Source organism: Blautia sp. Marseille-P3087 (assembly GCF_900120195.1).
Classification (GTDB): domain Bacteria; phylum Bacillota; class Clostridia; order Lachnospirales; family Lachnospiraceae; genus Blautia_A.
Map to the genome: position 1 here is coordinate 1,223,168 of NZ_LT635539.1, position 17,627 is coordinate 1,240,794.

Here is a 17,627-nt window from a genome sequence, read left to right on the forward strand (position 1 = left end):
TCAGATAATATTTCTGTTCACTCAATCTTCAAACTTTCAATCCTCCAACTCACAATCCTAACTTCTTTACAATTTCTCCCAGTGCACTTCTTACAGGAGAATCTTTCGGAAGCCGTATGATTGGCTTTCCAGCACAGTCATACTGATATACCTGGTCATCATGTGGTACAATCCCTAACAGTTCCAGTCCCTGATTTCGGATTTCTTCCAGAGTTCCAGCGTCCAGTTTTCCATCTGGAACACGATTCACGATTAATCCAGTTTTCTGTGGTTTAAAGTTTAACTCCTTCATCAGCTTTGCAATACGTCCGGCTGCCTGAACACCTCTTCTGGAACAGTCACTTACAAGAATCGCCACTTCCATCATTGGCAGGATTCCTCTGCTGATATGTTCCATACCTGCTTCGTTATCAACCACAATATATGGATAATGGCTTTGCAGTTTCTGAACCTGGGTCTGCACAAGACCATTTACAAAACAATAGCAGCCCTGTCCCTGGGTTCGCCCCATTACCATCAGATCATAATCGTCTTCTTCTGCAATCGCATCGGAAAGACGCATTTCCAGATAAGCCTGTTTTGTCATTCCTGCCGGAATCTGATATCGTGGATCAACTCCTGCCCGCTCAATTTCTTCTCTCAGCTCTCCAAGTGTGATTTCCGGCTCCACACCAAGCACTTCATTTAAATTGGCATTCGCATCTGCATCCACGGCCAGAACCGGACATTTCCCACTTTCACACAAATACTGGATCAATAATCCACAAAGTGTAGTTTTTCCTACGCCGCCTTTTCCTGATATCGCAATTACATGTCCCATGTTTTTCCTCCTAATATTCTGAACAATCTGTTGACTTTTTCTTTAAATCTTATTATAGTTGTTACTATATAAATTACAATAATCAATCTGTGAGATTTGTATAGCTGCTCAACACATCAGAAAAATTGTTGAGGAATCATATGATACCAAATAATACAGGAGTATATAATGTCAGAAAAAACGAGAAAACAAGATCGCCGTACCCGCTATACCAGGCAAACCATAAAAGATACGTTCTTAGAATTGTTAAAGCAGAAAAGTTTTACGAAAATTACAGTTACAGAGATCTGCAAAAATGCTGAAATCAACCGAGGCACTTTTTATCTTCATTACTACGATATCCATGATGTATTATCAGATATTTTTAATGATATGACTCAGGATATGTTAACAACTGTAGATCATTTATTCTGTCTAAATCAAAAAAGCTGTTCCTATCCGTTCTGTCAGAAAATACAGATGGAATCACAATACAGGACACTGTTTCTGGATGATGCAATTGCCCCTATTCTTCTGGAAAAATTAGCAGGAAATACAAAAGAAGGCTATGTGACCTGGCTTATGTCACACAGCCTCCTAACCTTTGAACAGGCAGAATCGGTTTTTTATTTTCAAATGAACGGCTGCCTTTCCATCAACAGACTGATGCTCCGCAATCACTGTAATGACTGGAAACAGATTCAGACAACAATTGACAAATTTATCAAAGCCGGACTGGAAAGTTTTCTGATTCATGATCAGAGGGAAGAAAATGCTTCCGATAATTTTTGTAGCAAGATTTCTCCGACTGTTACTGCATCTTCTACACTCAGATAATGATCGGCATGATCTTGAAGAAATAGTTTTCCCGATGCAGGAAATTCTTCATCCGCAAACCATATCTTTAAAGTTACCGAATATCTTGGCAGAACTGGAAAAACAGCACACAGATCCGCCTTTGTCTCTGTGAATTCTGCACCCAGACTTGTACATGCTTTCTGAATTTTCTCAGGCTCTTTGTCCTGCAAAAGTTTTTCCAGTTTCTGCTCTGCAGTCCGGTCAAACTTGGTTCCTCGAATCAATCCATCTTTCAGGTTACCAAAAGTAATGAGCTTCTGTGAGCCTTCTGTTCCATCGGCCATATCCAGATAATGCAGCAATATCAGATAATGCCATTCATCCATATTTGAGTTAATACGAAACTCAGGGAGTTGAATTTCAATCGTTTCATAAAAACTCAGTATTTCCAGCACATTTCGGCTGCTATGAAAAACAGCCCCACTTTTTGCAGCAATATCCTCTCCGGAACGATTTTGCAGCCGTTTTACTGCTGCCTGCAACATTTCCTGAAATGCACGATTTTCTGTTTGATTTTTGTATTCCATAAGCTCTCCTTTGCCATAAGTTTCATTACTGTGTTGACTTTTCCTTTAATCCCCATTATAGTTGTAATTATATTATTTACAATCGTCAAAACATTAAAAAATGTACAGTTTATCAACACATAAAAAAAACTGTTGAAAACTTAGAATGTTTTCAACAAACCAGAAATATTTTCACCCCAAAAACGTGAAAACAAGATTAGTATATCATACTACAAGGAGCTTCTTATCATGAAATACTCGACGAAATTAAGTGATACTGTTCATGTGATGGTTCTGATTGCTATCAACCAGAAAAAATCCCTCTCCAGTGCCTCAATTGCAGAAAGTGTCCATACAAATCCCGGCTTTGTACGCCAGCTTATGTTAAAACTAAAAAAAGCGGGACTTATGACCAGTGTAGCCGGACATGCCCGTCCCTCTCTTTCAAAACCAGCAGATCAGATTACATTGCTGGATATTTATAAAGCAGTTGAAGGTGATAAACCTTTGCTTCATTTAGATACTCATACCAATCCAGAGTGTGGTGTTGGCATTAACATTCAGTTATCTTTGCAGGGATTTTTCAATGAAATTCAAAAGGATGCCGAAGAAAAAATGAATACGATTACTTTACAGGATATCATAGATGCCTACTATCAGCGGACATCTATAGAAAATAACTTACAGAACACTTAATGCAACTTTGAGATAACAAAAAAGCAACATTTACCTTTTTTTGTAAGAGTAAATGCCACTTTATAAATTACATTTTTCAAAGTGGAAATAAACTTTTCACTTCAGCATCTAAATCAAACCAAATGTTACCTGTGAACAGTAACAACCAAATCCCTGTAAAGCAGGCACTTCCGAGAGGTAAGTTACGTTTATAAGCCCTACTGACAGATACATTCCCCATTTAATTATACACGCTTATAAATTATTGGTTCATCATATCCAAAAGTTCGCTTCCCATTAACTACTTTCATTATCAAGAGATGAGTGCTAATTAAACAAATTGCATTTCTACGTAATTTGGTTCTAATTGTAAACCTATTTTTGTTATATGGTTGACATTTCATACTTTTATGTGTTAAAGTGATACCCGTAGCAAAAATCAAAGGGCTTTTCCCCCTGCCAGAAGGCAGTGGGGAGAGCCTGTGACAAATGAAAGGAAAATTTATGAGTTCCGAATTTTATGAAGCAGAAACACCGGCTCTTTCCAGAGAGGATGCGATCGCCATCCTGAATACTCCTGACAAAGAACTGGATGCGCTGATCGATCGCGCGAAGAGTTTACGATATCAATATAAGGGAAATCGTGTAAGCATTCATATTCTTACTAATGCCCGCAGCGGAAACTGTTCCCAGGATTGCGCTTACTGCGCACAGTCATGTCGCTCTACCGCAGATATTGATAAATACAAATGGGTAGATGAAGATAAGCTGTATCAGGATAATGACTTTGTAAACGATTATCATTTATCCAGACACTGCATCGGTCTGAGCGGTATGAAATTTACAGATAAAGAAATTGAAGAACTTGCCCGCCGAATCCGTAAGATGAAAGAACATGGAACACATCTCTGCTGCTCCATCGGTTTTCTGACAGAAAAACAGGCCCGAATGCTCAAAGAAGCCGGCCTGGACCGAATAAATCACAATCTGAACAGCAGCCGTTCTTATTATCATAATATCTGCAGTACACATACTTTTGAGCAACGTGTACAGAATATCCACATGCTGCAGGGACTTGGATTCGAAATCTGCAGCGGCGGAATCATTGGCATGGGCGAAAGTAAAGAAGATGTAGTTGACATGCTTCTTGAACTCCGCGAAATCCAGCCGGAAGCACTGCCAATCAACTTCCTCCTGCCGATTAAAGGAACTCCGCTCGGAGATGCCGATATCTCCGTACTGACAACCGAATACTGCATGAAAGTCCTCTGTCTTGCAAGACTTCTCGTACCAAAAGCAGATATCCGCTGTGCCGCCGGAAGAGAAGTATATTTCAAAGGGGAAGAAAAGAAACTGCTCAGTGTAGTCGACTCTATCTTTGCCTCAGGTTATCTGACAGAAGGCGGTCAGGGAATCGAAGATACTCTGAAAACTATCACAGATGCCGGATTTACTTATGAAATTGAATCCGCATAACCGACAAACTTTAGAAGGAGAATTTTTAACATGAACCAGACACAAAGCATTACTGCACCCCGCAGCAAAACCTACGAAATAACCATGACCGCACTGATGGCAGCGGTCACCTGCATTCTTGCTCCATTGTCCATCCCCATCGGACCGGTTCCGATCTCATTCACTAATCTGGCAATCTATTTGTCCCTGTATCTTCTCGGATGGAAAAAAGGAACCATCAGCTATCTGATCTACCTTCTGCTCGGTCTCGTCGGTCTCCCGGTATTCTCCGGATTCACAGGCGGTCCGTCCAAGCTGGCAGGTCCTACAGGCGGATATATCATCGGATTTATCGTAATGGCAGTCATTGCCGGACTGGTAATCGACAACTGCCGTAAACCATGGATCCAGCTTATCGGCATGATCGTCGGAACCATCGTATGTTACCTTTTCGGAACCATATGGTTCTGCCTGGTCGCAAATTACACTTTCAAAGCGGCCCTTGCAGTCTGCGTAATCCCTTTCATACCGGCTGATCTGGTAAAAATGATCCTCGCCATGATCATCGGACCGCTGATAAAGAAGAGAATACGTTAATATTTCCTTATGATCCTGACGGAATCCGCACAATCAGCTTCTTCCCGTCTTTTTGCACCAGAGTCAGTACCGGTATGTGTTTTTTTCGAAGTGAATGCACGATCGGATATGCGGCAAACAGATTTTCTCCCGCAAAAACTGCCTCTGGTTTGTATTTCAGAATTTTCTTCACCTGTTCTTTGATCAGGCATTTCCACTCCTGCTTCTCCAGTGCAGCCTCGCCATATATTCCCTGAATTTCAAGCTCCGGAAGCTCAGGGAACTCGAGATGTACCACTTTTGCAGATGATACTCCCGGTAACTGTACGAGAAGTTCATCCGCTTCTTCTGTTCCGCCTAAGTTTACGATCACCGGTTTTTCCTGAAACTGTTCCATGCTGATATGGCATGCCTGCACAGCATCAGCAAGCTCTCCTGTTGTCATAAGGAAGCCGCCTTTATGACAAAAGCCCGCCGATTTTAATCCGGTCGCTGCTGCCAGTTCTTCGTTTTCAAGTCCAAGCCACTCCACCGGAAAGCTGCATTTATAATTCATGGAATATTCTTTTTTCTGTGGCTGAATACAATAGCCGCCTCTGTTTGATGGAAAGATCACAAATGCAATTTCCGTTTCGGAGAGAAATTTCTGGCACGGCACAAATTCTGGAAGAATCAGAATACGTGCATCATCTCTGTGTTTTTCTCTGTCATGCACTGCCTGTTCATGGTGGGCATAAATTTCTTCTATACGTTTGTCTGCACGTTCGTTTCCTCTGAAACGTTCGAATTTATTTTCCAGAATCATCCCTGCGACACTTACCGCCTGAAAAAATGCTTCGTCATTGCTTCCTTCTGCATCCCATGTCGGGTTGAAATTGCCGATCAATGTGGCAAGCTCGTTCTTTTCACCTGTATTGTCATTGTTATCAAGTGGCTGCACGAAGGATTCGTCGAATTTCTGCGCAAGTTCTTCCCCAAGGATGTCTGCACCAAGCTCCTCCCATAAAAGACCAAATGCCGCGTACGGAATACCGTTTTCACGAATCCTGCTGTCTTTCTGGTGATGATCGTATTGACCTCTTCCGATGTCAAATACGATCCCGTCAAAGTCTTCCGGTACACGATTGCCGCGTGTGATCATAATTTCCGGGTTCAGATATAATAATAATGCCGCCGAAAAAACATCATCTGCATGAAATTTCCCGCTGTGCGTAAATGCAGAGGCGCCCGGGCGGTGGATCTGGTATAATAAATTGTTCATGTATATTCTCCTGTGAGTTGGGTTTTTGTAGTAAAATAAAATATTTTCAGTATAGCACAGAATTGCAATTACTTATTTTTTTCTTTATTTTCGCTGATGTTGATACATTCTTTGAATACATTCAGAACGCTTTCCGCATCAAGCGGCTTTGCAATATGGCGGTTCATGCCGGAAATCCGGCTGTTGATGATATCTTCGGCAAATGCGTTTGCACTCATTGCTATGATTGGAATCGTTCCTGCATCTGGTCTTTGCATGGAGCGGATTTTTCTGGTCGCATCCCATCCGTTCATATTTGGCATCATGATATCCATGTAAATCACATCATAATATCCCGGTTCATTTTCTTCGAATTTTTTTACAGCTTCCAGACCGTCTTCTGCACAATCCACTATGATTCCATGATCTTCCAGCATAAATTTTACAATTTCCATGTTCAGTTCATTGTCCTCTGCAACAAGTGCACGTTTTCCTTCTAAAGATATTCCCTCATGCACTGTTCTTTTTTCAAATGGCGCTGTTATACCGATTCTGAACGGAACTGTCATGATCACGGTCGTTCCGACTCCCTTTCTGCTCTCCAGTTCTATCTTACCGCCAAGATACCCGACAATCTTCTTTGCAATTGAAAGTCCCAGGCCGGAGCCCTCATACTGTGTTCTGCTGGTTTGATTTTCCTGCGAAAACATCTCAAATGCATGCCCGATAAACTCCTCACTCATACCGATTCCGTTATCCGCACAACCGAACTCACACAGCACATGTTCGTTATCCGCTTTCTTTTGCTTACACCATACCTTTACACAGCCTCCCGGATTCGTGAACTTCACTGCATTATCTGAAACCGCGGCAAGTAATCTTTCCAGATACACAGGATTCCCACTCAGGTTCACATATGTTAAATCTGAATTTTCCCAATCTACTATATAAGAAACATTTTTCTTCTCCGCCAGTATCTGCCTTTCAGTATTCGCCTGCTTCAGCACATCTGCAAGATTAAACGAGATTTCCTTATCTGTATACTCCTCTGCTTCCAGCTTATTCATCTCCAGAATATTATTCACAAGAGAAAGCAGGTATTTTGATGATTCCATCATCTTATCTCTGAATTTCTGCTGCATTTCAAGATTATCCGGGTAATGGTTTGCCTGATCGAGCATACCCATAATTCCGTTTAACGGTGTGCGGATGTCATGACTCATATTCGATAAAAATCTGGCTTTCAGAGCAGCATCCTTTTTGGCTTCTGCTACCTGTGAAATCAGCATCTGCTCCTTTTTCTTTGCATCACTGACACTTCTTATCGCACAGAGAACATGTGTCAGCTTTCCGTTTTTATCTCGTTTTTTTTCGATAAAACGGAGTTTGTGCCAGTTTCCGTCTTTCATCCGGTATTCCATCGCAATTGTTTCTTCCTTTTTCATCCGCTCCGGAAGTGTAGAAAGATCCGTAAATTTGAGAAAAGCTTCCTGATATTCCTCTGCAACAACGTCTTTGCAGATTTTTTTGTTGCCCTGAGATACGCATCCGCCTTTCAAAAATTTCATGTGTACCCTGTCTCTGTTGGATACTTCCTCAAACCAGTCCGCTTCAATATCGATTCTTGAAATATACTGATATGTTTTTGCAATGGACGATATAATCTCATTGCTTAGTCTTGTTTCATCCAGTGCTCTCTGAAGTTTCTCCTGAATTGCTTTCTCTTTATAAAGAATACTGTCTATATTCCGGTATCCCAGAAAAATATAAAATTTGCTTTTGTCCACATTCTCTTTTACTGCGTAGGCTTCATAATAACTGTCTTTTCCTTCTTTTGAAACGCTGTGATAATGATATGTAATCTTCTCGTTCTCAAGAAGTCGTTTTTTCATATTTTTGCATAAATGCCAGTCCAGAAATTCTTCTCTCTCCTCTTTCAGTATAAATGCTTCGGCATATTGTTGAGTATATTCATCAAAAGCCGGAATTGACTGCACCTGTTCTGCAATCAATCTGGCATTCGTATTGGATGCTATCCTCAGAATTTCATATTTTCCTGAATTGAGGTCTATATGATACAGAGAAACATATTCCGGCAATAATTTGTTTAAGGCATATTCTTCTTTATGTGAAAACATCATATCTAATCCTTTCAAAGTAACTCTGCCGGAAGAATCCTCTTTCCGTTAAAGTCTTTAGCTGCTCCTGTCTGTCTGATATCTTCCCAGTTGCCGCATAATGTCTGATTTTTTTCAAGTATAGCATTTCTGTATAATATTTTCTACCCAAAAGAGCATTCTTATGTTTGTCTTCTGATCCCCGCTGCAATTACTTTTTCATAATCTATTTCTCAACTTTCCACATGAATTTTTCCTGTGATCATTCCCATCCAGCAAGTATACCTCCAATCATGGAATAAGAAATCACACGTCCAATGTTGTATTGCAGTGAATTACGGAACATTGAGCCATTTTTTTCACTTGACAAAGTCTGTGATAAATTAATTCCACCGCACATGGCTATACAGTGTACGGAAGTGATCAGTCCAATCACAAACAATGCACCATATCCCATCTCACTGTCCGCAAGCTTTCCCGGTGCCAGACGGTTCAGAATTCCCAAATGCTGCAAAAGTAAAAATATGACTGCGATGATTGCAATTTCTAGCTGACGGAAGCTTCTGTGATTCCACTGGTCTGCTGCAGTGTGGATGTAATTCTGTTCTGACAGTTAATACAGGTCATTCCATTAACGTATATTTTCTGATGTTTCATTTTGTTTCCTTTCTGATGAAGTCAAAACAAAAGACTGTCACAATAGTTTATCTACTGTAACAGTCTTGTTTAACATATCTTTATAATAGGTTTATTGTAATAATTCTTTGTTTTACTGTCAATACTTTTGATTCGCTTCACAAAATCTTCATTTTTAGCATATAGGACGTACTCATGCCTTAACCGCCCAGCGCATTTTTGTGGATCTGGCTCTGCCGTTCTGGGCACATTCCTGCGCGGAAGGGCGAATCACATCTTTGGCATAGTCGGAATAGATTCCTGCTTTATAGCCGGCCTTAAGTGCTTTCTTTACAAGCTTGTCTTCTCCTGAATGGAACGTCAGGATTGCCACACGTCCGCCCGGTTTGAGAGCATCCGGCAGTTTTTCCATAAATTCATACAGGACCTCAAACTCGCGGTTTACGTCGATACGCAGCGCCTGGAATACTCTCTGGCAGGTCTTGCGGACGGTATCTTTACGTTCTTTTTCCGGAATAAAAGAAAGTGTCTTCTCGATAATCTCACGCAATTTTGTCGTAGTATCTACACGATTTCCCCTGCGGATCTCGTCCGTAATTGCTTTTGCAATCTCCTCACAATATGGCTCATCGGAATTTTCATAAAGCATTCCGGCAAGTTCATCTCTGCTGATCGTATCAAGTCTCTCTGCCGCGCTGATTCCCTTTTCCTGATTCAGTCGAAGATCAAGCGGTCCGTCTGCGCGGAAAGAAAAACCACGCTTCGGATTGTCAATCTGCATGGACGATACCCCAAGATCTGCAAGAATAAAATCAAATCCACCGGCTTCTTTTGCAATCTCATCGATCGTACAGAAATTCTGAAGTTTAACCGTCAGAATGTCCTCTCCAAAGCCCTGCTCTGCCAGACGCTTACGGGTCTTTGCTGATTCCTCCGGATCCACATCTGTTGCATACATATGGCCTTCACCATGCAGGCATTCCATCATTGCTTTTGTATGTCCGCCATAGCCAAGTGTCGCATCAAATCCTGTCTCGCCCGGCTGGATCTTCAGGAAATCAAGGATTTCCTTTACCATGATGGAAATATGCATTCCTGCCGGAGTGTTGCCCTTACTGATGACATGTTCGATCGTATCCTTATATTTCTCCGGATTCAGCTCTTTATATTTTTCCTCAAATTTGCGCGGATATTTTCCCTTATATCGTACTCTTCGTTTGTGTGGTGTCTGTGTTTCCTGTTCCATTTTGTTCTCCCTGTATTTTTAATTAATTTTCTTCTTTATAAATTCTTCTACTATATCCAGTGCCGCCTCACTCATAAAACCGCCCCATCCATGTCCGGCATTCCTGAGCTTGACAAACTCCACTTCCTTATCCATCCGTTTTAAAGCCTCATATAAAATACAGGACTGATTAAACGGAACCAGCGGGTCACTGCCACCATGCATAATAAGAACAGGCGGTGTTTTTCGATTGCGGTGCAGATGCACCACAGGATTTGCCGGATAAGCATCCTCCGGATGATCATGAAGTGTTTTTCCGCCAATCAGTACTCCTGACGGACTTTTGGCTGAATCATGATCGATTGCAGACGGATACTGTGATGCTGCCATAAGATCTGTCGGCCCAAACCAGTCTATGATGCAGTCCACTTCTGTTGTTGTCTGTGGATATTTTTCCGGAAGATACTCCGCATCTCCGGTAATTCCAGCCATCAGCGCTGTATGTGCCCCGCTTGAATCGCCCCAGAGTACCACTTTGCTCACATTGATGCCATAATGTGCTCCATTCATCCTCAAAAAACGAATTGCAGCTTTGGTGTCTATCACCTGAGCGGGAAATGGTGCCAGCTCGCTTTCTCTGTGCTCCACAATTGCCACGGCATATCCTCTTTCGCACATCCTGACCAGTGTCGGAAGACTCTGAAACAATTTCTGCTTATGCCAGGAAGATCCCTGTACATATACGATCAGCGGCCATTTTAGATCTTTTCCATAAACGAGCGGTGCCATGATCTGAAGATGCAGCTTCCTGCCACTGTGCTCTGCGTATTCAACATCCGGATAAAGTTCGGTACAATATCCGAATGTGTCCTTTACGTCGATTTCTTTCACTCCCTCCGGAAGCTCTTCACTTTCCGGAAATCGAATTTTTTCCATCGGAGACAATATTTTTTTCACGTTTTTCCTCCGTAATCTGTTTTATTTGTAAGCTGTTTCATATTTTCATTTTGTATAAAAATCTGTTTTGATCTTAGATTATCATACCATGTCGTCCTGTTCATCTCAACTATAAATCTACGGTCTGTCAATGCCTCCCAAACAACCAAATACAAATTAAACCAACAAATTTTCGTGTCAAAAATGACCACCAAAAAAGCAAGTCCAGAACAAGTCCACGAATTCTCAAGCTACCAATGACTCCAGCAACAGTAAGTACAAACAAAGTCCACAAAATCCGAGTAAAACAGATGATTTAAATAGAAGTAAGTACTCCGAAAGTCAATAAATCCGTCGAAAAAAGATGGTCTAAATAAAAGCAAGTATCCTGGTAGTCAAAAAGTACACCGAAAATAGATGGTCTAAACAAGTACAAATACCAACAAGGTCATTCACATTTGGGTACCGCAAACTGTCCCCTTATTTTTTCTTCAAATTGCCTCTTTATTCATGTACAGTTCTATTGTAAAGTATACACAATCAAAAAACATAAGAAATAGGGAGGTTTTATATTACTTCCCGGGAAAGGAATAATTATCATGGCAAACACAAACGTACAGACAGCAGCAGCTGAGCGTGAGATTACTTCTTCCGTTCAGTTTCTTACCGTGACCGCTATCTTTGTAGCTCTTACTTACATCTTTACAGCATTCATCAACGTCCGTCTTCCGATTGCAGCCAACGGAGGACTTATCCATCTCGGCAATGTTCCGCTGTTTATCGGCGCGATCATCTTCGGCAAAAAGACCGGAGCGATCGCAGGTGGTGTCGGAATGGGACTGTTTGACCTGCTTTCCGGTTGGACTTTATGGGCTCCATTTACTTTTGTAATCGTTGCTCTCATGGGCTTCACCGTAGGCAGATTTACCGAAGACGAAAAACACCAGAACTTCAAGTGGTATGTAATCGCACTCATCGCAGCCTGCGTAATCAAAGTTGCAGGATACTATATCGCGGAAGTCGTAATCTACGGTAATCCACTTGCACCGGTTGCTTCCATTCCGGGAAACCTCGTACAGATTGGTGTTGCAGCAGTCATCACACTTGTTGTGATCGCACCTCTGAACGTTGCTGCTAAAAGAGTCGGTTTACGTAAATTCAAGTAATATCCCGCGAGGTGTTTTGACATGTATATGTCAAAATCCCGAGATATACAAGTCAAAATGCCATCACCAAAGGTGATCTGGAATGCATTTTGGCTCGTAACTGTGAAAGTACTGAACAGTTACACCGGATTAAAAAAATAATAAGAAAAAGGACTTGATCTTATGTATAAAATTATGACACCGGGCCCGACACAGGTTGCCGAAAACGTGCGTCTCGCCCGCAGCAGAGAATGTACCAACCCTGATCTTGACGAAAACTTCGTAGAATTTTATAAGGAAACCTGCGAAGAGATCAGCCGGCTTCTCCACACCGACAACGAAACACTCATCCTCAGCGGAGAGGGAATCCTCGGACTGGAAGCCGCCTGTGCGTCCATGACCGAACCAGGTGACCGCGTCCTCGTTCTGGACAACGGCATCTATGGCAAAGGATTCGCAGATTTTGTTTCCATGTACGGCGGATGTCCGGAGCTCTACTCCAGAGATTACCGTGAAACCCTTGACGTACAGGAACTCGAAAACTTCCTCAAAGAAAATCATGATTACAAATACGCAACCGTTGTCCATGGAGATACACCAAGCGGTATGCTGAACGATGTTTCCGCAATCTGTCCGCTTCTTAAGAAATACGGCATCATGACAGTTGTCGATTCCGTATCTGCTTCTTTCGGCGAACCGATGCGTATCTCTGACTGGCAGATTGACATTATGTGCGGCGGTTCCCAGAAAGTTGTTTCCGCACCTCCGGGACTCACCTTCGTAGTGATCAGTAATGATGCAAAAAAAGCCATGACAGACCGTAAGACACCAATTGCATCTTTCTACGCAAATCTGACGACTTTTGCACATTATTATGAAGAAAAATGGTTCCCGTACACCATGCCGATCAGTGATATCTACGGACTCCGTGCCGCGATCGACAACATTGCAGCCGACCCGGACATCCTGACACGACATGAAAAAATCGCCGAAGCTTCCCGCAAAGCAATCACCGGTGCCGGCCTGAACCTTTATCTTAAGAGTGGTTTTTCCAGCACTGTTACTGTATTTGAGATCCCGGAAGGAACCACCGCCAAAGCAATCCTTGATGGTGTCAGAAATGACTACAACATCATGCTTGCAGGTTCTTTTGATGTACTTGCAGGCAAAGTCATCCGCATCGGACATATGGGAAACAATGCTGATTACTACAATGTTCGTGAAGTCTTTGCAGCTCTGGACGGAACGCTCGCCAAACTTGGTGTTCCACTTAAAGCAAGCATGGAAAAACTCTTCTGCGACAGCATGAAATAAAATTTACACCAATAGAAAAGAGGCTCATTTACTATGAATAACAATCTGAAAAAATTAATTCTCGCAGCTTTGTTTGCTGCACTTTCCTGCGTGGCAACCATGTCCATCCGCATCCCTACTCCGGGAACCGGCGGATACATTCACCCGGGGGACGCTATCGTGATCCTCTCCGGTGTAATTCTCGGACCGGTCTGGGGCTTCCTTGCAGGCGGTATCGGATCTGCACTTTCTGACCTGATCGGTGGATATTTCATTTATGTTCCGATTACTTTCGTGATAAAAGGTCTTGTTGCACTTGCTGCCGGACTTCTTTATCAGAAAATCGGTAAAAACCAGAAGAGCCGCTACATTGCAGTCATTCTTGGCGGTGTTGCAGACATCATCCTCGTTGCAGGCGGATATTTCGTATGTGAATTCTTCATCTACGGAGCAGGCGCAGCTGCCAGCATCCCTGCAAACATCATTCAGGGTACCGGCGGACTTGTTATTTCCTGTATCCTTTACCCGATCCTGATTTCCATTCCAAATGTACGTCAGACCGCAGTTGCTGCAGGTAAATAAATAATTTATCAATAACCTCAAAAGGATTCCCGTTCTATGGTTCATTCACATCTCCATAGATTCGGAAATCCTTTTTTATTCCTCAGATAAAGTACTCTATTACTTCCTCCGGTACGGTCTTCGTCTTTTCGTTGAATATCAGAACCGCCTCACGTTCCTCCACCGGACCAAGAGCGTATATTGTTTCTTTGTTTTCCTGATTAAAGTACTTAAACGGCACTATGCGGTTGTATTCCTTAGGATGTTTATCATCCATCAGAATATCTTTCTGTTCATATGGTTTATCCCAGTAATACGGATCGAAGAGAAGAATATTTTCATTCTGTATTCCAGTCATCAAAACATAATGCTCTTCCTCAAGATACAGACGCACTACCGCCACACCCCCATGATTCAGCGCATGATTGATGCGACTTTCTCCATCTATGTACACGCCTCGTCCTGACAGATATTCACTGCTCACAGACATGATGCCGAGGTCTCCGTATTCGTTCAGCCAATTGCTGAGGAACATCATCGCTGCTCTGGAAGTGCCTCTTTTGCCTGGGATTCCTTCTTTGCTGTGGCAGTCCAGACAATAAAGCATCGTATTTCGGACTGCCTCCGGAGGGATCTCCTCCCGCTCGAACAGATAGGCAAGCGCATTCATCATGGAAGTCGGTCCACAGTCGTATTCAGATAATTGATAATGTAACGGATTTTTCATAATAATCTCTCTCTTCGGTAAGTAAAATTTAATGCAGTCAGTTTATATCTGACTTCTCTCTTTTTTGTATTACTGTTCGGATTTCTTTTTTATTCTTCGCATCAAGCAGTCCTTGCAGGATTTCTTCATCCTTGATCATATCAAGGACCTGCAGCAGTCGGTCAATATGCTTATCTTTTCCGGCCACAGTAAACATGATCACAATTTTCACCGGAATCCTGCAGTCTTCCTCCCCCATTGCATCAAATTCAATTGGCGGATTCAGCACTGCAATTGAAATACCTTCTTTTTTTACATGTTCCGCGTCTGTATGTGGAATTGCCACTCCAATCCCGTTCACATCCAGCCCTGTCGGATAATCCTTTTCTCTTTTCAGAACAGCCTCTGTGAACCCTTCTTCTCCATACCCTTCCTGTATCATGGCATCTCCCATGAGCTGCAGCACCTCTATATTGTCGGATGCCTTTAAATTATGAAAAATCAAATTGTCGTTTAGCTCTTTCCAGATCATTTTTTACCTGCTTTCTGTTGTATTCCTTTTTCATCCCCCTTAACCGGTTACCTGTAATTTTCTATGTAAGATAAGATCTGCTCCGGATCATCCATAAATTCACAGAGTTTCAGATTGGACGGATCCATGAATTTCTCATCAGCCGTATGGCGCAACAGAACTTCCATTCCGTCATAGTAGCCGTTGATATTGTAGAGAACGATCGGGCGATCCAGTCTGTGTAGACTTTTAAGCGTCAGGATCTCAAAAAATTCTTCATAGGTTCCGATTCCGCCTGGTGTAACGATTGTTGCATCAGAGCGCTCCTCGAGAAGTTTTTTGCGCTCACGCATGGTATCTGTAAAAATAAATTCACTGCAGTTCTGATACAGAACACCCGGTTTATCAAAAAATCGTGGTGCAATACCAAGAATATAACCTCCTTCGACATCCACACCTCGCGCCGCTGATCCCATCATTCCTGTCGCGCCGCCGCCGAACACCAGCCCGTGTCCACGCTTCGCCATCATTTTTCCGAGTTCTTCTGTTTTGTCATAATAAATCTGCTCCAGCTGCGCACTGGAAGCGCCATAGATACATATATTCATAATTTACTCCAGTCCTGCAAAGAATAATTCGTAAAAATCATCCTCGCCTTCAAGCATTGGTGAGTTCTCGCCACCGCCATTAGTGCTCCTGCGCATCGTAGCATAAAATTCTTCACCTGCAGTGATCAGATCCATATCGTAGATCTCATATCCCAGTTCTCTGCATTTCCGACAAAATGCGCTGAGAGGCTGTGCATCTTTCCTTGTTTCCAGAAGTTCTGCCCGAAGCTTCTCGTCACGACATGCTTTGCTTTTCAATTCATCCAACATTTCTGTAATTCCCATGGTGTCGCCCTCCCTTATTGTAAACATCTTTGCTGGTAGCCACAAATATGAAGTATTCTGCATCTTATTTCTCTTAAAATGCAGAAATGCAGACACACACCAACGTATATGTCTGCATTTCTTTTCTAATTTTGTGGTGTTGTCTGAATATAAGATACCACATCTTCCTTATATAATTCAAGAAGAGTCTTCTTCTTTGTACTGATTGCAAAGCCGTGGATCTTCAGGCCGTTTTTCTTTACATAATCAATCATATTCTGATAGTCTTCCTGATAATCAGTTGACTGCCCCATCATGGAAAGGATGTCATCATGATCCTGCATATAGGAAAGTATACTGGTAAAATGTGTCTGCATGATATCTGCATCGGTCACTTCTGCCTCATTATAAGGATCTGCATTATCCAGAAGCGACAGATACGGATATTTTTCTTTGTCCCAGCTCATGCCTGAACCAGATGCATACGGACAAAAACCAATGTTTGGCTCGCTGCAGTATCCGTCTTCTTCTGTGTGAACTGCACACCAGAGATTTCCCCACTCCAGACCTTTTTTATCAGAAAGTTTTTCAAACCAGTCAATAAAAGCTTTGTAGTCCATAAGTTTGTTTATGGAAACATATGCCGTGTACCAGTCATTATCGTTGTATCCGGAAATTTCTTCTTTTGAATACTGAATACTCTCCTGTTTGCGAGCCTCTGTATCCACTTTTGTTTCCTTTCCGTTCTCATCTGTCTCCCATGCTTCCCATGCATTCTCATCTCCCGGAAGGTAAAACATCAGCGCCGGACGGCTCAGAATATTGTTATCATACAAAGTAAGTTTGCCCCGCACCAATCGGCCACTGACAGAAGTAAATTTTCCCGTCCAGGTGTAAGTCTGTGGGATAACGATATCATATTCGCCATAGCCTCTGGAAACTGCATTTACCTGATCACGGTAATTTCCCGGCAAAAACAGTTCCGAATATACGGAAAGATCCAGAGACATTCTGGTCGTCGTCATTCCTTCATACGCTCCTGCTGCTTCGTTTGGATCGTAGTAAAATTTTGAGACTGCTTTCGGAAGGATAAAGACTGCACAGAAAACAAGGAGTAAAACAACAGCCCCTACGATTGTTCCCATTTTGATAAAAGCCTTGCGGATAGAGTGCCGGATTTCCTTCATGAACTGCTCGTTAAAAGCTTCCTCTTGCTTCTCCGGCTGATTTCTCTGTTGTTCTTCTATGCTGTTATCGTTTTTACTATTTTGTCGTTCTGTCTTCTGTGTTTCGTCATTCAACCCATTGAAACATCCCTGTTCATTCTCCAAATCAGAAAAATCAGGTATCTCTCCCTCTTCATAAAGAAATTCACTGATTGCATCTTGTTTTTCGATTTCCGCTTCTATCTGTTTTTTTGCGCTGTCTTCCAACTTTCCCTGCTTATATAGCCTCAATAACTCGCGATATGTCATTTCACGTCCTCCTCTCTGCCAACTATATTTCTATCTAATTC

At 42.3% G+C, this 17,627-nt stretch carries 20 protein-coding genes; 7 read left to right on the top strand and 13 right to left on the bottom strand.

Features of this window, described 5'->3' with window-relative positions; genetic code table 11:
• Positions 1-49: 49 nt before the first annotated feature.
• Positions 50-820, bottom strand: coding sequence for an ATP-binding protein (locus BQ7344_RS05905; RefSeq protein WP_072521818.1), 771 nt, complete (start codon positions 818-820; stop codon positions 50-52).
• Positions 821-1,063: 243 nt separating this feature from the next.
• On the opposite strand from BQ7344_RS05905, the gene BQ7344_RS05910 reads away from it, so the two are divergent.
• Positions 1,064-1,636, top strand: coding sequence for a TetR/AcrR family transcriptional regulator (locus BQ7344_RS05910; RefSeq protein WP_235816055.1), 573 nt, complete (start codon positions 1,064-1,066; stop codon positions 1,634-1,636).
• On the opposite strand, the gene BQ7344_RS05915 is transcribed toward BQ7344_RS05910, so the two are convergent.
• Positions 1,558-2,184 (bottom strand): DUF3786 domain-containing protein, encoded by a 627-nt coding sequence (locus BQ7344_RS05915; protein ID WP_072521820.1) that lies wholly within the window; start codon positions 2,182-2,184, stop codon positions 1,558-1,560. The two genes, BQ7344_RS05910 and BQ7344_RS05915, sit on opposite strands and share 79 nt — an antisense overlap.
• A 228-nt stretch (positions 2,185-2,412) precedes the next feature.
• Here BQ7344_RS05915 and BQ7344_RS05920 point away from each other — a divergent pair, with 228 nt between their 5' ends.
• The 3 genes from BQ7344_RS05920 (at position 2,413) to BQ7344_RS05930 (ending at position 4,890) form a co-directional block, all read left to right on the top strand.
• Positions 2,413-2,859, top strand: coding sequence for an Rrf2 family transcriptional regulator (locus BQ7344_RS05920; protein WP_072521821.1), 447 nt, complete (start codon positions 2,413-2,415; stop codon positions 2,857-2,859).
• 468 nt (positions 2,860-3,327) lie between these two features.
• Positions 3,328-4,314 (top strand): biotin synthase BioB, encoded by a 987-nt coding sequence (gene bioB / locus BQ7344_RS05925; protein ID WP_235816056.1) that lies wholly within the window; start codon positions 3,328-3,330, stop codon positions 4,312-4,314.
• Between the two features lie 30 nt (positions 4,315-4,344).
• Positions 4,345-4,890, top strand: coding sequence for a biotin transporter BioY (locus BQ7344_RS05930; RefSeq protein WP_072521822.1), 546 nt, complete (start codon positions 4,345-4,347; stop codon positions 4,888-4,890).
• A gap of 7 nt (positions 4,891-4,897) precedes the next feature.
• Here the strand turns inward: BQ7344_RS05930 and BQ7344_RS05935 are convergent, their stop codons facing one another.
• The 6 genes from BQ7344_RS05935 to BQ7344_RS05960 all read right to left on the bottom strand — a co-directional run bounded on the left by BQ7344_RS05935 (position 4,898) and on the right by BQ7344_RS05960 (position 11,044).
• The gene (locus BQ7344_RS05935) at positions 4,898-6,130 is read right to left on the bottom strand and encodes an MYG1 family protein (RefSeq protein WP_072521823.1); all 1,233 of its coding nucleotides are present in this window, start codon (positions 6,128-6,130) and stop codon (positions 4,898-4,900) included.
• A gap of 68 nt (positions 6,131-6,198) precedes the next feature.
• Positions 6,199-8,265 (bottom strand): hybrid sensor histidine kinase/response regulator, encoded by a 2,067-nt coding sequence (locus tag BQ7344_RS05940; RefSeq protein ID WP_072521824.1) that lies wholly within the window; start codon positions 8,263-8,265, stop codon positions 6,199-6,201.
• Between the two features lie 223 nt (positions 8,266-8,488).
• Positions 8,489-8,740 carry a sulfite exporter TauE/SafE family protein gene (locus BQ7344_RS05945; protein WP_072521825.1) on the bottom strand — a complete coding sequence of 84 codons (252 nt, stop codon included), beginning with the start codon at positions 8,738-8,740 and terminating at the stop codon, positions 8,489-8,491.
• 32 nt (positions 8,741-8,772) lie between these two features.
• Entirely contained in the window at positions 8,773-8,883 is a 111-nt protein-coding gene (locus BQ7344_RS05950) for a heavy-metal-associated domain-containing protein (protein WP_072521826.1), read from the bottom strand.
• A 172-nt stretch (positions 8,884-9,055) separates the two neighbouring features.
• Entirely contained in the window at positions 9,056-10,108 is a 1,053-nt protein-coding gene (gene rsmH, locus BQ7344_RS05955; RefSeq protein ID WP_072521827.1) for a 16S rRNA (cytosine(1402)-N(4))-methyltransferase RsmH, read from the bottom strand.
• A gap of 18 nt (positions 10,109-10,126) precedes the next feature.
• Positions 10,127-11,044 (bottom strand): alpha/beta hydrolase, encoded by a 918-nt coding sequence (locus BQ7344_RS05960; RefSeq protein ID WP_235816057.1) that lies wholly within the window; start codon positions 11,042-11,044, stop codon positions 10,127-10,129.
• Positions 11,045-11,622: 578 nt separating this feature from the next.
• Between BQ7344_RS05960 and BQ7344_RS05965 the strand changes: the two genes are divergently transcribed.
• The 3 genes from BQ7344_RS05965 (at position 11,623) to BQ7344_RS05975 (ending at position 14,043) form a co-directional block, all read left to right on the top strand.
• Entirely contained in the window at positions 11,623-12,189 is a 567-nt protein-coding gene (locus BQ7344_RS05965) for an ECF transporter S component (RefSeq protein WP_072521828.1), read from the top strand.
• A gap of 162 nt (positions 12,190-12,351) precedes the next feature.
• Positions 12,352-13,482 (top strand): pyridoxal-phosphate-dependent aminotransferase family protein, encoded by a 1,131-nt coding sequence (locus tag BQ7344_RS05970; protein ID WP_072521829.1) that lies wholly within the window; start codon positions 12,352-12,354, stop codon positions 13,480-13,482.
• A 33-nt stretch (positions 13,483-13,515) separates the two neighbouring features.
• Positions 13,516-14,043 carry an ECF transporter S component gene (locus BQ7344_RS05975; protein ID WP_072521830.1) on the top strand — a complete coding sequence of 176 codons (528 nt, stop codon included), beginning with the start codon at positions 13,516-13,518 and terminating at the stop codon, positions 14,041-14,043.
• An 82-nt stretch (positions 14,044-14,125) separates the two neighbouring features.
• On the opposite strand, the gene BQ7344_RS05980 is transcribed toward BQ7344_RS05975, so the two are convergent.
• From BQ7344_RS05980 to BQ7344_RS06000, 5 genes are all read right to left on the bottom strand, one after another.
• A complete protein-coding gene (locus BQ7344_RS05980; RefSeq protein WP_072521831.1) occupies positions 14,126-14,749 on the bottom strand; it encodes a cysteine peptidase family C39 domain-containing protein in 624 nt (207 codons plus the stop codon).
• 37 nt (positions 14,750-14,786) lie between these two features.
• Positions 14,787-15,260: a PTS sugar transporter subunit IIA gene (locus BQ7344_RS05985; protein ID WP_072521832.1), complete on the bottom strand. Its 474-nt coding sequence runs from the start codon at positions 15,258-15,260 to the stop codon at positions 14,787-14,789.
• Positions 15,261-15,307: 47 nt separating this feature from the next.
• Positions 15,308-15,847, bottom strand: a complete 540-nt coding sequence (locus BQ7344_RS05990) for an LOG family protein (RefSeq protein WP_072521833.1) — start codon at positions 15,845-15,847, stop codon at positions 15,308-15,310.
• A 3-nt stretch (positions 15,848-15,850) separates the two neighbouring features.
• Positions 15,851-16,132, bottom strand: coding sequence for a hypothetical protein (locus BQ7344_RS05995; RefSeq protein WP_072521834.1), 282 nt, complete (start codon positions 16,130-16,132; stop codon positions 15,851-15,853).
• 125 nt (positions 16,133-16,257) lie between these two features.
• On the bottom strand, positions 16,258-17,586 hold the full coding sequence (locus BQ7344_RS06000) for an anti sigma factor C-terminal domain-containing protein (protein WP_072521835.1): 1,329 nt from the start codon (positions 17,584-17,586) through the stop codon (positions 16,258-16,260).
• Between the last annotated feature and the right edge of the window lie 41 nt (positions 17,587-17,627).